Consider the following 13227-nt stretch of genomic DNA (forward strand, 5'->3'; position numbering starts at 1 on the left):
GGTCGTGTGTCGTGTTCAGCTCTGCGGGCTCAGTCCCGCCCGGGGGCTGGTCGCGTAGCGGACCTCGCCGACCGGGCGCAGCAGTATCCACCGTGCTCCGGCCGTGCCCGGCGCCTTCTCGAAGGGGCACTCGCCGATCGCGGCGATGTGGAGCAGGTCGGCGAGTGTGGTTCGACCACCGGTCCCCGTCCAGGCGGAGGCGAAGCTGCCGAGGACCGACTCTGGGCCGATGCCCCGCTCGATCGTTTGCTCGTCCGCGTCGAGGCATGCGTCGACTGCTGCTTCCATCGCCTCAAGCAACGGCGCGGTTCAGGGACTTGGGGACTCGCGCGGTGGCGCCCAGTTCCGTTGTTACCAAGTGCGGACAAGAACTCGGTGAACGACTCCTGCCCGGGTGCCATCTCACGGGGTGCAACGAACAGCAGATCCGGCCGGCCGCCCTGCGGGAGCAGGTGCAGGCGCCGCATCCTGATATTCCATGGGGGCTTCAACAATGACCACTCGCCGTGCTCGCCGTACCGTCCGTTCCGCCGGCCTGGTGGCCGTCGCCGCCGCTGCGGCATTCTCGCTGACCGCCTGCCAGAGTGGGGGCAACGACGCTGCCGCCGGCTCGGAGAAGAAGATCTCCAGCTCCGCCTCCACCGGTAACGGTGGTGCGCCCGACGGCGCCAGGACCAGCGCAGACAATGCCCAGATCAGCGTGCAGACCGGGACGTCCGCCGCGCACCGCGCCACCGCACCGGCCGCCGCGGCCAAGGCGGCATCCCCGGTCCGCACCCAGACCTTGGCGGACGGCAGCAAGGCCGAGATCTACGAGCTCGGTGACCAGCACTACCGCGCCAAGATCGTCAGTCGCGGTTCGGTTCTGGCCACGCTGGAGACGAAGGGGCAGGACGCCGGGCTCGACGCCAACGACATGTTCGTCGTGCTCACGCTGAGCGGCGAGGTGCATTCCTGGATGGGCGGCGGACACACCGGACCGGGCACCTTCAAGCTCGCGGGCGGTTGGACGGCCAAGGTCACGAAGATCGGCGAGCTGCGGTACCGCGCGCAGATCCTCGGCAACGAGGGCGCGGTGGAGGCCACGATGGAGGCGAACCAGCACGACACCGGGCTCGACGCCAACGGCGTATACATCGTGCTCAGCAACGGCGGTGTGATCAGCTCCCACCTGTAAGCGCCCGCCCGGCTGCGCGGCGGCCTCACACCGGACCGGGCCGTCTCGCAGCCCACAGGCTTCGCCATCTGACAGACGCACTACGAGAGGGCGCGAGGAGTTGGGCCCCTTCGACGGGCAGCCGTGACAGCCGCCAACGCCGTCATCATTGACCGGTGAACCACATGGATGCGCTGCTACCGGGACGAGAGAGACACCTGGTTCTGCTTCGAGGTCGATACCGAGGGCCCGGTGACTCGGCAGATCGAGCTCGAAGGGCCTGAGCCGACCCCGGTCGCGGCGGCCTGCCTCGAAGAACGGCAGCGGGCCTACGGCGCGGGCTGACTCGACGAGTACGACCGCAGGTACGGGATCACCGCTGAACTCCTCGTCTCGGAGCGGGAAGGCCATGCCTCGGAGCAGTTGGCCTTCCACGAGCTCAAGAAGACCGGGGGCATCGCTCGCCGGCAGATCGCCGCCCAGCCCTCATGACTCCAGAAGCGGGCGGGAGGAAATGCCATCCCTCCCGAGAACGAGTACCCGGCCACCGGCGACCGCCCCGTCCGGTGAGAGGACGCTCAGCCGCCGAGGGTCTCCACCACGGGGCGCTGCGGGTCGTAGGGAGCCCAGCCCGGGTTCCCGGTGCCGGCGAACGCGACCCAGGCGCCGTGTACCCGGGCTGCGAGTCCTGCTGGGGCGGGGTCGGGGCCGAGTAGGCAGGTGTCCCCGTGCAGCCAGGGTTTGTCGGCGATGTCGAACACGAAGGGCAGTTCGACGGTGTGCGCAGCGCCGAGTCGCCCGGCCAGGGCCGTCGAGCGGTACCCGAACGAGTAGAGGTGCGTGCGGCCGCCCGAGATCCGCGCATGGGCCTGCGCCATGCGTGTCGTACCGGCCCCGAACAGGGCCCGCCCGAGCACGGCGGCGCGCAGCTCGCCCGGTGTTTCGTCCGGCCGTGCCGCGCGGTGCGCGGCGAGCGCGGTCCCCGGGTCTGCATGCACCCGGGTGGCGACGGTGAGCACGTCGGCTTCCGTGGTGGACTCCAGGTCGCCCTGCGGTACGAGGTAGAGGCGCGCCTCTTCGGTGTTGGTGCCGATGAGCAGGTCGATGTCGCGGGCCGGGCCGTCGGCGAGAGTGTCGGCGGGCTGGACCGGCAGGACCAGGCTGAACGGGCTGAGCCCGGCCAGCGGGTCCGTGGCGGTGCTGGTACGGAGGTCGAGGCCGGTCAGTGCGGGCAGGATCGCCAGGAAGCGTTCGTCCGGGATCGGGGCGAACGCCTCGGCGGTCGGTTCGACGCCCAGCGCGGCGGCCGCCGTGGCGCTGACCCGTTGCGCTTGCTCCGGAGTGAACGCGCCGGTGCCGTTGCCGCTCTGGATGATCGCTCGCCGGAACAGACCGCCTGCCTCCGGTGTCGCGAGCAGCGCGCCGGTGAGCGTGGCGCCCGCGGACTGGCCGAAGACCGTGACGTTCTCGGGGTCGCCGCCGAATGTTGCGACGGTGTCGTGTACCCAGCTGAGCGCGGCGAGCACGTCCAGCAGTCCGCGGTTGGCCGGAGCACCCGCCAGATCGAGGAACCCGGGGATGCCGAGGCGGTAGTTCACCGTAACGAGGACGACGTCGTCACGGGCGAACGCACTGCCGTCGTAGAGCGCGGCGCGGTTCGAGCCGGTGACGAACCCGCCGCCGTGCACGAAGACCATGACGGGACACCTGCCGCCGTCGGCGGCGGGCGTGTGGACATCGACGGTCAGGTACTCCTCGCCGGGCACCCAGCCCGGCCCGAAGTAGGGGACCATGTCGAGTCGGCCGAAGTTGCGGACCGGCTGGGGAGCCGTGGGCGAGGGCCGCGTGCCGTCGCGGACACCGGACCAGCCCGGGTGCGGTACGGGTGGCGCGAATCGGCCGGCGCCGGTCGGTGCCGCCGCGTAGGGGAGGGCACGGTAGCGCTCGCCGGATCCGTCACGGACGCCGCGCACGGCGCCCGCCGGGGTTTCGACGACCGGATCTTCTTGTCGGGGCACGGAACACACTTCCTTTCTGGAGGGGACATCAGGAGATGCGGGAGAAGCCCGCCCACTCCTTGATCGCGAACTTCGAGCCGCTGCGCACGACCTCCGCGGCGCCTTGGCCGCCGAAGTGCGCCGGGAAGACGAGCGCGTTGTTCTCGGCGGCGCGGCCGAGCAGCTTGTGCCGGGTGGCGCGGGACTCCGCCGGGTCCTCGCAGAAGCAGGAATTGGTGTCCGGCTCCGCGATCTGCAGCGCGGTGTGCACCAGGTCCCCGACGAACAGGGCCTGATCGCCACCGGATTCCAGGGTGAGCACGGACGAGCCGGGAGTGTGCCCAGGAGCGAGATCGAGACGCAGGTTCTTGTCGATCCGGTACGTCCCCTCCCACAGGCGCGTCAGTCCCGCCTGGTGGACCGGCGTGACGCTGTCCTCGAAGACGTTCTGGTTCCCGCGGCCAAGCACGGTCCTGTTCTCGTTGGCCGGGTCCCAGAAGTCGAAGTCCCGCCGGGCCATCAGGTACGTGGCGTTCGGGAAGGTCGGTACCCAGGTCCGACCGTCGAGGCGGGTGTTCCAGCCGACGTGATCGATGTGCAGGTGGGTGTTGACCACGATGTCGACGTCCTCGGGCCGCACCCCGGCGGCGGCGAGGTGGCCGAGGTAGTTCGTGTCCAGGCGGCTCCACACCGGCGCATGGGGCCGGTCCTTGTGGTTGCCCACGCCGGTGTCGACGAGGATCGTGCGCCCCTCGCTGCGCAACAGCCAGGACTGGATCGCCGTACGACACTCGTCCGTCTGCGGGTCCCAGAAGTCGGGTGCCAGCCAGTCGCGGTGCTCGTCCCACGAGCCTTGTGGGCTGTCCGGGAAGAACTGGCCCGGAGACATCTCCACCGAGCCGTAGAACTCTTTGATCCGGGTGACGGTGACGTCGCCAAGGGTGATCTGCTCCGGGTTCTGATCCATGTGTCCGTCCTCGGGTCTGGGGTACGTGGCCGAATGAGATCCAGCCTGGACACGCGGACGGGCCCGAGCCAGTCCCGGGTTTTCCTACCCCTCGCAGGGTGTGGCTGGGATCGGACCGCGCACCGGATACTGGGGCAATGAACGGACCCGGCCCACTCGGCGCCTTCCTCCAAGCCCGACGGGCGCGGCTGCGACCCGAGGACCTCGGTCTGCCAGACCTCGGGCCCCGGCGGCGAGTGGCCGGGCTCCGGCGCGAGGAACTGGCCCAGCTGGCGGGCGTCAGCGTTTCGTACTACGCACGGCTGGAACAGGGCCTGTCCCGCGGGGCCTCGGCCGAGGTGCTCGACGCGCTCGCCCGCGCACTCCTGCTCGACGACCACGAGCGCGAGCACCTCGACCGGCTCGCCGGCGCCGCCCGCCACGCGCCCCGGATTCGCCGCCCGCGGCCCGAGAGGCTCGCTGACGAATCACGCGACCTCCTCCGCGCCGTCGACGGTGTTCCGGCGATAGTGCTCGGCCGCCGTACGGACGTGCTGGCCTGGAACACCCTTGGGCACGCCCTGCTGGCCGGTCACCTGGACTTCCTCGGCCCGGATGACCCGGCACGACGCCCGAACATGAGCCGGATGCTGTTCCTGGACCTGCACTGTCAGGAGCTGTACGCGGACTGGAAACGCAAGGCGCGCGCGGTGGTCGGCAACCTGCGCATCGCCGTCGGCAGGCACCCGGAGGACCCGTTGCTCGCGGAGCTCATCGGCGAGCTGACGATGAAGAGCCCGGAGTTCGTAGCACTGTGGGCGGACCACCGCGTGGCGCCGTGCGATGCCGCGTCCTACGAGCTGCACCATCCCGTCATCGGCACAGTGACGGTGACACAGCAGACACTGTCGATCGCCCGTTCACCGGAACAGGCGCTCATCGTGTGCACAACCCCCGCCGGCTCCTCTTCCGAGGAGGCCCTCGCGCTCCTCCGGCAGACGAGCGGCAGCCGGGCGCCGCACGCGGACAGCGTCGACGTTCCCGAGAAGCCGCCCCGACAGGTGTAGGCGGCCCGGACCCTGCAGCCCGACCGGGTTCACTCCGGCAGCAGTGCGTCACCGCAGGCGCAGTCGGGGAAGACCTGGAGCAGAGACAGGGGCGGACTGCCCGTAATCCGGTCCCTACGCGGTGCGGGCGTGATCGCATCACAGAGACGCCGACCGGAGCCGCGGCCGGCCCAGCCACGTCGGCAGGCCCGCCGGATCCCTGCGCAGGACAGCCGGATCAGCTCCCGTCGTGGCTCGGCCGCCCCGATGGCGGGGTGCAGAACGAGACGGTTCCAGATGCGGATCTGCCGGGGCCTGAGGTCGATCGGGTCGTCAGGGATGATGGTTGACACCACTCTGGGAGACGGTGGAGCCGTTCCGGACTTCTGTCGTGCCTGTTTTCGCTGCCCGTGCGGCGCTGGCGTTGGGTCCCGTGATCGTAGGGCTCCATGGAACCCACGGTGCAGGCAAGACGAAGACCAGTGCACTCGTGCAGCAACTTATCCCGGATTCACGGGTGTTCGACGAGCGCGGCCGCGACGCGCAGGTTGTTGGCGAGCCAGTTCCGCTCGGGCTCGTTCCAGCGCAGGTCACGATGGCCCGCTTGGAGGAAGATGCGCAGTGGCTTGCTGGGGACGCGGGGAACGAGTTCGGGGTAGGGGTTGCCGCCGGGCATCTGCGTGAAGCTGGACAGGAACGCGGTGACCCGGCGGAACTTGTCGGGGCGCAGCCATGCTGCGGTGAAGGCACAGTTGCCGCCGCTGCTGCCACCGCAGATGCCCCACTCATCGGGGTCCTCGGCGATCGAGTAGTCCTTCGTGACCTCAGGGATGATCTCGCTCAGGAGAAAGTTCACGTACCGATCGTCGAACGCGTCGTACTCGGTGTTGCGGTTCTTCGGATCCTCAGCGCCGAGGAAGACGCCGGGGTCGACGAACACCCCGATGGTGACCGGGATGTCACCGCGGTGGACGAGGTTGTCCAGGACGATCGTGCCGCGGATTTCCCCATCCGGGTCCAGGTACCACCATCCGTCCTGGAACACCATGAGCGACGCCGGCTTGGAAGGGGCGCAACGTGCGGGCACATGGGCCCAGAACTTCCGGAGCCCTCACACGTCATGGCGACTGGTCGGGGAGGTGCGGTGTTGGTCAGCAGATCCCGGCCGCGTCCCAGGCTGTGCGGATCTGTTCGCAGGCGGTCTGGACGTGGGTGTCGGTGTCCTGAGGTGTGTCGGGGGCGAGGGCGGTGGTGGTGGCGGGCGTTGGGGGCGCGACGCGGTGTCGGGTTCGGTGTCGTCCCGTGAGGGAAGCCGTACTCGCCCCTACCGTCCCGTTGCCCTATCGAGTACGCATCGCGGCGTACCGAATCGAGGACGCCCCACGGTTACTCCTGTTCCGCCGCCCTCTGCTCAGGCTCCCGCCCCTGTGGTTACAGGCAATCGGGTCAGTGGGTACCGGCCTCGTTCGGGCGTCGGGGACGTACAGAGAGGAAGACGCCCGCCGGGCCGCTCCGACCGCCGATGGCGCACGGCGGTCTCAAGTACAACCCGGCCCCGCGGAACTCCGAACGGCGCCGGGCGCGTCGTAAAGATCATGACGGACATCGACATCACACTCCTGGAAGAACTCGCCGACTCCTGGGACGAGATTCGGGAGGACTATCAGGACTCCCGCAACGACGAGTACGACAAGGCCGTGGGTGACTGCGCCACCCGGCTTGCCGCCGACGCCGGGGGCGGGTCGGCCTTCGTCTGGACGCTCGGACTCGTCGTGATGGCCCCCTACCTCACCTGGCTGCCGGGCGAAGGCGTCGTACCGCATGCCATGGCAGCTCTGAAGGCCGCCGACACGGCACTGCGCGAGCGGCCCTGCGCCCACGAATCCCACCCGTACGCGAGCCATGACAGCGGGGACGACCTGTACCTCACCGAGCAGCTGACCCAGCTCGCCGACGACACGGCGGAATGGAACGAGGACCGGCCCCGGGACGAGTGGCGATGCCCGCACAATGTGGCCGGATTCGCTCGGATCGCGATGGACATCGTCGAGCCGGGATCGGTCACCGACGTTCCGCCGCGCCTGCCCATGGAGGCCAGGAGCACCATGGAGACCCTCACGGCGCTGTTGCACGGCTACCCCAAGCCGTGGACCGACATCGACGAGGAGATCTCCTCCCAGGCGTGGAACCTCTCCAGCGCCGATCCCGAGGACCGCCCCGGACATCTCCTGATCGTCAGGGCGGTTACCTGGTACGCCGTGTCCGGCATGGTGCGGACGAAGTCGGTTCTCGACGACCTGGTCGATGCGGTGGAAAGGATGCTGCCGCACTTCGCCGACGCGGCCTGCGGACATGAGTGGCATGCAGACCTTCCCGACAGCGGCCCGGACGCTGCGGAACTCGGGGTCATGCTGAGCAGTCCCGGCGGGCGGGGCGTCTACGAACTGAGCCACCGGGGTGGGCGTGTGCCTCCACTGGAGAAGGTGGTGTGCCCGGTCTTCATGACGGAGGTCGCGGAGGACTCGCTGAGTGTGCTGCGGAAACGGCGCGAGGAACTCTTCGGGCACCGGGACACCTCCCATGCCGACGCCGAGTATCTGCGCGCGGACGGACGGCTTGAGATCGAGAAGATCGTTGAAAGGCTCGACTACAAGGGCTGGAACGAGCAGTACGCCGACGATCTGGGCCTGTGGGCCGCGCGTCGGTACGAGCAGGCGGACGAGCGGGAGCGGACCGTGCTGTTGCTCGCCGCCCACCGGACGATGAAGATCTCGTACCCGTCCCCGCCCCGGTCCGTGGTTCGGGGTGTCCTCGCGACCATGCGCGCCGTTGCCGCCGCGCCCCGGCCTCCGAAGTGCGGGCACGAGGACGGGCATCCGACGCCGGAGTATGCGGAACTCCGCTCCGGACTGCCGCACTTCTACGCACCGGAGGAGTTCCCGCCGGCCGGTGAGCAGCGCAGTGCGGAGGCTTGGACCTGCCCGCGGTTCGCAGGTGCGGTCGCCGAGGAGTGCATCCGCGACCTGGACAAGTACGAGGACGAATACGAGGACGAAGACGACTCGTAGGCGATGGTGGCCTGACGGGGCCTCTATGGGTTTGGCCAAGGAACCCGGTCTGCCTCGTGAAGGTGTGGTGGCAGGATGGCGGGGTGGCTGATCTGCTGTGGGATGACGTCAGTGGTTTCTTTGCCCCTGATCTGGCGGGGCCGTTGCCGGACGTGTTTGTTCCCGAGACCTCGTCGGGGAACTGACAGGCGGTCATTGATCTCGTCGGTCGATCAGGTGGTTCTGTTGGCGGAACCGCTGGTCAGATGACCGCTGCCGCTGCCGCTGCCGCTGCCGCTGCCGCTGCCGCTGCCGCTGCCGTTGGCCGTGGTTCGTGGAAGGCATGGCCCGATCGTGGACGTCCACACCGTGCCCGACGTCCTCGCGGGTTTCGGGGCGCGAACTGATCGACGAGCAGTGCGGGCGCCTCCTGCCCCGCGACGGGGCAGGGAACGCCTGATGGGCCTGCTCTTCAACCTCGGTCCCCGACCCTGCCGGGGTACGCCGAGGACCGGGCGTCAGCCCTTGATCCGGTTTGCCAGGAGGGTGCCCCCGGTCGCCAGGGCGAGACCGCCCAGGGTGAGCGGGCCGAGGTGCTGGTGGAGCAGCAGGGCCGCGAACCCGGCCGTGACCATGGGGACAAGATAGAAGAGGCTGCTGACCTGGCTGGTGCCATGGTGCTGGAGCAGGTGGTACAACAACCCCACGCCGACGATGGAGTTGATGAGCGCTGCCCAGAGCAGCACCGGCCAGTACCCGGCGGTGAAGGTGACGTCGAAACCCTCCCGCAGGAGGGCGGGGACGAGAGCTGCGGCGGCCGCGGCCAGCAGCTGGACGGCGTTGCCGGTGACGGGGTCCATCCCATGGCAGTGGCGCTTCTGCCAGATCGTGCCGACGGAGATGCCGAGCAGGCCGAGGAAGAGAAAGGCGAGCCCGCCGAGATGGCCTTCGCCGACGTGGAGCCCGTCCCGGACGGCGAGGACGACCCCGGCGAGCCCAAGTGCGAGGCCGAGCATCTGTCCCTTGGTGACGCGTTCGTTCAGTACGGGCACGGCGATCAGGGAGACGGCCAGCGGGTAGAGGGCGATGATCAGGGCCGCGACCCCGGAGGGGACGCCGAGGTCCATGCCGGCGTAGATGCTGGAGAACTGCACGCCCTGGATCAGTACGCCCGCGATCACGAGACGGCCCAACAGCCGTCCTCGCGGCAGTTCCTTGCGCAGGATCAGGGCGATGGCGAGCAGGAGGCCGCCCGCTATCGCGAACCGCAGGCAGGCGAAGGTGAATGGCGCGGCATGCCGCAGCCCGAGCTTTCCCGAGATGAACCCGGAGCTCCAGACCACGACGAGGGCGATACGGGCGAACATGCTTCCCCGCGCCGGACGGGTGTCGCCGCCCGACCGGGGGATCGCTGACCGGGTTTCCCTCAGGCCCACGTTCATGGTGCCTCCTGATCTCGCGTGGAGTGTGGTTGGCTCCTTGATGGGTGTATCCAAAAGTGCACGATAGTGCGAGATATCGTCCCTCGGGTGCGTGCGTGGGTGATCTGCAGGAACCTGCAGAGCGGCTCAAGAGGTGCGACCTTGCCCCGTCGTTGTCACCGTGGCTGGTTTGCCCTGTCGTTGACCGTGCCCTTGATGCATCTTACGATATGCCGCACGGCTGTGCTCTATTTAGTACGCTGTCGCCCTGGCGGTATTTGCTCGGCGGAGCAGGTCAGGCGGTGGTGGATCTTCACCAGAGACAGGAGGGGGCCAGATGAACGTGAACTTTCTTGAACACAAGCCCTACTGCTCAGGAGAGTTGGAGGACCAGGAAGAGCTCTATCAGTTCGCGGTGCGTACCCAAGTGCTGCGGCCCGAGCCGGCCGCGGCCCAGCTCGGCTGGAGCGCCGAACGTACGGCACGAGCGGTGCGGCTGCTCTCGGAGGCCATGCTGCTCCAGCCCCTGCCCGGAGCAGAGGGCGCGTTCCTCCCGGTCACGCCCCGGGCGGCGGCCTTCCACCGGCTCGCCCCCCTGCAACAGCAGATCGAGCGCATGGAGCGGCGCTCGCAGGAGATCCAAGCCGAGCTCGTCGGCTTCCACCGGGCGCACGAGGAGGCCCTGCGGGACGTCTCGAGCAGTGAGGCGCTGCGGATTCTCGTCGGGGAGAGGCCCCTCCACGAGGAGATCGCCTCCGCCCTGGAGCAGTGCACCGGCGAGGTGATGCTTGCCCGGCCCGGCACCGACTGGTGGGCAGGGGTCGCGCAGTTGCACACCGAGGAGGCGGCCGGAGTGCTCCGGAAGCGCGACGTGGCGGTGCGCGTCATCCACCAGCACGCCGCGCGCTTCGACCCCGCGACCCGGCAGCATGTGGCGGCCCTCGCCGAAGGCCGGAGCTCGGCACGCACCCTGGCCGGCCCCTTCGAGGGGGTCATCATCTTCGACCGGCAGCTGGCGATCGTCCCGATGGAGGACGCCCATCTCGCTGTCGTCGTGCACGAGCCGGGTCTCGTACGATTCATGGTGGAGGTCTTCGAGCGGACCTGGCGGGCAGCCACGGAGTTCGGGGGGCAGGTCCGTACGACCGACGTGAGCCGAGTGCTCTCCGATGTCCGCGGCACTATCCTCCAACTCCTCGCCGAAGGGCAGACGGACGAGGTGATCGCGCGACGTATCGGCGTCAGTGTCCGCACCTGCCGCAACCACATAGCCAAGATCTACCAGGAGCTCGGCGCCCGCAGCCGTTTCCAGCTGGGGGTCCTGATCGCCAGGTCGGGTCTCCTGGACCAGTTCCAGAACGGTACGCAGGCTCCGTCCGATTCCGCGGCGCTCTCCATCACAGGAACCTAGGAAGTGCATATGGCCACCCCCGACCACTCCTCCACGCCCTCCGCGGCGGACCGGCCCCCGGAGCACGGCTACCCACGGCCGGGCGAGGTCCTGCGCCGGCTCCGTAACCAGCGGGGCATGTCGTTGCGGCAGGTCTCCGCGGAGTGCGGGCTGTCGGTGTCGTTCCTGGCGGCACTGGAGCGGGGCGAGACCGACATCGCCCTGGAGCGGCTGAGCCGGCTGGCCTGGGTGTTCGGCCACGATGTGGGGTCCTTCCTCGGGTTCTCGCGGGGACGTGCCACGCCCTCGGTCTTCCCGCTCCAGTCCCAGGAACGGCTGGAGCGGGCGCCGGGTGTCACGTACCACGTCCTGCGCTCTCCCGAGCTCGGATACCAGGTGATCACGGCCGACTTCCAGCCGGGCAGCGGTCTGCGGGAGGAACTGCAGCACGAGGGGACGGACCTGATCGTCATGACCCGGGGCATCCTGGTGGCCCGCTACAACGGCGTGGACCACGAGCTGCGTGCCGGGGACTGTGCCCAGTGGTCGGCCGGGTATCCGCACACCTTCCGCAACGACAGCGCGGAGCCCGCCCAGTTCGTCGGAGTGCTCTTCTCCAGCCTCTACTGAGGCCTCGCCGAGCACCTGCCACGCCCTTACGGACACAAAGAAGAACCTGTGTCCGGCGCCGATGTCGTACCGGGAGGGCTCGTCGGTCTTCCTCACTTTCCACAACGACCTGGTCCACGACCGCACGGGGTGCTGCAGCCGGCCGCGCCCCGACCTCGTGGTGCTGAACTGCCTGCGGGCCGACCGCGAGAGCGCGGCGTGTACGTACTACATGGACGCCTACGACGTCCTCCGGACGTATGTGCGGCGCAGCCTTGACTCTCCTACGTTCCCGACACCGGGTCACCGATCTTGTACGGCATGTCAGTCGCCTTCCTCGATGCCTGAGATGTCCTCGACGAGGTTCTCCATGAGCCATTTCTCGGTCGCCAGCAGCCGCTCCTCCACCTGCTCCGGCCCGTCCCCGCACACGATGGCGAAGCACAGGTGGTGGGCGCTGTGCAGGGTGGTCTCGCCGGGGGCGAGCTTCTCGTTCACCCCGTAGTGCCGCACCCAGGGAAACGGCGGCCTCCCCGGTGCCCGCACCGGGCGGCCCTGGGGCAGTACGGAGACGGAGCCGTGCACCCGGGCCGGAGGGTCCTGGGGCGGGGGAGCCACGGGCAACCCGCAGGACAGGCGCAGCATGGCGGCATGCAGGTCCACTCCGTAGGTGGCCCGGGTGAGTGCGGGGATCCGGTCGCCGCCGACCCGTGAGGCGATCTCGCACAGCACCAGCTGGTCGTCGGGCGTGTGGAAGACCTCCAGATGGAACGCGCTCGCCGGAGGTGTTTCGAAGGCCGCCAGGACCTGGTCGAGGTAGCTTTCGAGGCGGCGGGCGAAGGGACTGTCCGGGCGCAGCTGCACCGAGCCGTTGTTCTGTCCGGAGAAGACCCCCAGGCAGCTGCGCAGATAGCGGGAGGAGGCCACGAAGCGGTAGGTGTCGGAGAGCACCGCGTCGATGTGGTACATCGGACCCTCGACGAACTCCTCCGCCATCAGGTCCTCCCGCCAGGGCAGCCGGCTGAAGCCGAGGAGGTCGTCCTCGCCACGCAGCACCGTGATGTCGCGGGAGCCGCCCTGTTTCAACGGCTTGACGACGACGGGGTACCCGTACCTCTCGACGAAGTCCGTCAGGTCGGTGAACGTGCCGAGGCGTACGAAGTTCGGCACGGGCACGGTCCGGCTCGCGGTCTCCTTCATGACGGCCTTGTCGCGGAAGGAGAGGGCGCTCGCGGAGGACTGGCCCGAGAGACCGAGATCCTCCCGGATGCGGGCGGCCCGCTCCAGGTCGTACTCGTTGTCGGTGAGGACGTGGGTGAAGGGCCGCTCGCGCGCCATCCTGCGGATCACGAGCTCCGCGTACGGGACGGACTCGCACTCCGGCACGTACTCGTAGTGGGCCAGCCCCGCCGTGTGTTCCAGGTCATGGTGGCTGAAGACGTGCAGCCGGTCCGCGCACTCGGGGAACATCGCCGGATAGTCCAGCGTGGGGCCGTAGTTGATGACGGCGATCCGCGGGGCCGTGCCGTCGTTCAGGGGGGTCGTAGTGGTCATGGTCGGGTGTCTCTCTTCCAGTGCCGCGGTGGTCGTGAGGGGCCGGTGCGTACTCGGTGCA

11 protein-coding genes are annotated in these 13227 nt (G+C 69.1%); 5 read left to right on the forward strand and 6 right to left on the reverse strand.

The window, feature by feature from the left end:
• Positions 1–15: 15 nt before the first annotated feature.
• On the reverse strand, positions 16–288 hold the full coding sequence (locus ACFV8T_RS34980; RefSeq protein ID WP_385335450.1) for a hypothetical protein: 273 nt from the start codon (positions 286–288) through the stop codon (positions 16–18).
• Between the two features lie 205 nt (positions 289–493).
• On the opposite strand from ACFV8T_RS34980, the gene ACFV8T_RS34985 reads away from it, so the two are divergent.
• On the forward strand, positions 494–1177 hold the full coding sequence (locus ACFV8T_RS34985) for a hypothetical protein (protein ID WP_385335451.1): 684 nt from the start codon (positions 494–496) through the stop codon (positions 1175–1177).
• Positions 1178–1734: 557 nt separating this feature from the next.
• On the opposite strand, the gene ACFV8T_RS34990 is transcribed toward ACFV8T_RS34985, so the two are convergent.
• A complete protein-coding gene (locus tag ACFV8T_RS34990) occupies positions 1735–3174 on the reverse strand; it encodes a carboxylesterase/lipase family protein (RefSeq protein ID WP_385335453.1) in 1440 nt (479 codons plus the stop codon).
• A 28-nt stretch (positions 3175–3202) separates the two neighbouring features.
• Positions 3203–4120 (reverse strand): MBL fold metallo-hydrolase, encoded by a 918-nt coding sequence (locus tag ACFV8T_RS34995; RefSeq protein WP_385335455.1) that lies wholly within the window; start codon positions 4118–4120, stop codon positions 3203–3205.
• A gap of 137 nt (positions 4121–4257) precedes the next feature.
• Between ACFV8T_RS34995 and ACFV8T_RS35000 the strand changes: the two genes are divergently transcribed.
• A complete protein-coding gene (locus ACFV8T_RS35000) occupies positions 4258–5166 on the forward strand; it encodes a helix-turn-helix domain-containing protein (protein WP_385335457.1) in 909 nt (302 codons plus the stop codon).
• Positions 5167–5656: 490 nt separating this feature from the next.
• Here the strand turns inward: ACFV8T_RS35000 and ACFV8T_RS35005 are convergent, their stop codons facing one another.
• The gene (locus tag ACFV8T_RS35005; protein WP_385335459.1) at positions 5657–6232 is read right to left on the reverse strand and encodes an alpha/beta hydrolase; all 576 of its coding nucleotides are present in this window, start codon (positions 6230–6232) and stop codon (positions 5657–5659) included.
• A gap of 508 nt (positions 6233–6740) precedes the next feature.
• Here ACFV8T_RS35005 and ACFV8T_RS35010 point away from each other — a divergent pair.
• Positions 6741–8213 (forward strand): hypothetical protein, encoded by a 1473-nt coding sequence (locus ACFV8T_RS35010; RefSeq protein ID WP_385335461.1) that lies wholly within the window; start codon positions 6741–6743, stop codon positions 8211–8213.
• Between the two features lie 497 nt (positions 8214–8710).
• Here the strand turns inward: ACFV8T_RS35010 and ACFV8T_RS35015 are convergent, their stop codons facing one another.
• Positions 8711–9559 (reverse strand): DMT family transporter, encoded by an 849-nt coding sequence (locus ACFV8T_RS35015; RefSeq protein WP_385335463.1) that lies wholly within the window; start codon positions 9557–9559, stop codon positions 8711–8713.
• Between the two features lie 391 nt (positions 9560–9950).
• Here ACFV8T_RS35015 and ACFV8T_RS35020 point away from each other — a divergent pair, with 391 nt between their 5' ends.
• Together ACFV8T_RS35020 and ACFV8T_RS35025 are read left to right on the forward strand one after the other, a co-directional pair.
• Positions 9951–11024 carry a response regulator transcription factor gene (locus ACFV8T_RS35020; RefSeq protein ID WP_385335465.1) on the forward strand — a complete coding sequence of 358 codons (1074 nt, stop codon included), beginning with the start codon at positions 9951–9953 and terminating at the stop codon, positions 11022–11024.
• Positions 11025–11033: 9 nt separating this feature from the next.
• Positions 11034–11633 (forward strand): cupin domain-containing protein, encoded by a 600-nt coding sequence (locus tag ACFV8T_RS35025; RefSeq protein ID WP_266431254.1) that lies wholly within the window; start codon positions 11034–11036, stop codon positions 11631–11633.
• A gap of 303 nt (positions 11634–11936) precedes the next feature.
• On the opposite strand, the gene ACFV8T_RS35030 is transcribed toward ACFV8T_RS35025, so the two are convergent.
• The gene (locus tag ACFV8T_RS35030; protein WP_385335467.1) at positions 11937–13166 is read right to left on the reverse strand and encodes an acetyl-CoA carboxylase biotin carboxylase subunit family protein; all 1230 of its coding nucleotides are present in this window, start codon (positions 13164–13166) and stop codon (positions 11937–11939) included.
• Between the last annotated feature and the right edge of the window lie 61 nt (positions 13167–13227).

It is taken from the genome of Streptomyces sp. NPDC059832, assembly GCF_042731715.1.
Lineage (GTDB): Bacteria > Actinomycetota > Actinomycetes > Streptomycetales > Streptomycetaceae > Streptomyces.

What these genes read in the sequence shown, in the direction of transcription:
- ACFV8T_RS34985 (WP_385335451.1), top strand. Translation starts at nt 494, where the DNA reads ATGACCACTCGCCGTGCTCGCCGTACCGTCCGTTCCGCCGGCCTGGTG.
- ACFV8T_RS35015 (WP_385335463.1), bottom strand. Translation starts at nt 9,559, where the DNA reads ATGTTCGCCCGTATCGCCCTCGTCGTGGTCTGGAGCTCCGGGTTCATC.
- ACFV8T_RS35025 (WP_266431254.1), top strand. Translation starts at nt 11,034, where the DNA reads ATGGCCACCCCCGACCACTCCTCCACGCCCTCCGCGGCGGACCGGCCC.
- ACFV8T_RS35000 (WP_385335457.1), top strand. Translation starts at nt 4,258, where the DNA reads ATGAACGGACCCGGCCCACTCGGCGCCTTCCTCCAAGCCCGACGGGCG.
- ACFV8T_RS34980 (WP_385335450.1), bottom strand. Translation starts at nt 288, where the DNA reads ATGGAAGCAGCAGTCGACGCATGCCTCGACGCGGACGAGCAAACGATC.
- ACFV8T_RS35020 (WP_385335465.1), top strand. Translation starts at nt 9,951, where the DNA reads ATGAACGTGAACTTTCTTGAACACAAGCCCTACTGCTCAGGAGAGTTG.
- ACFV8T_RS35030 (WP_385335467.1), bottom strand. Translation starts at nt 13,166, where the DNA reads ATGACCACTACGACCCCCCTGAACGACGGCACGGCCCCGCGGATCGCC.
- ACFV8T_RS34995 (WP_385335455.1), bottom strand. Translation starts at nt 4,120, where the DNA reads ATGGATCAGAACCCGGAGCAGATCACCCTTGGCGACGTCACCGTCACC.
- ACFV8T_RS35010 (WP_385335461.1), top strand. Translation starts at nt 6,741, where the DNA reads ATGACGGACATCGACATCACACTCCTGGAAGAACTCGCCGACTCCTGG.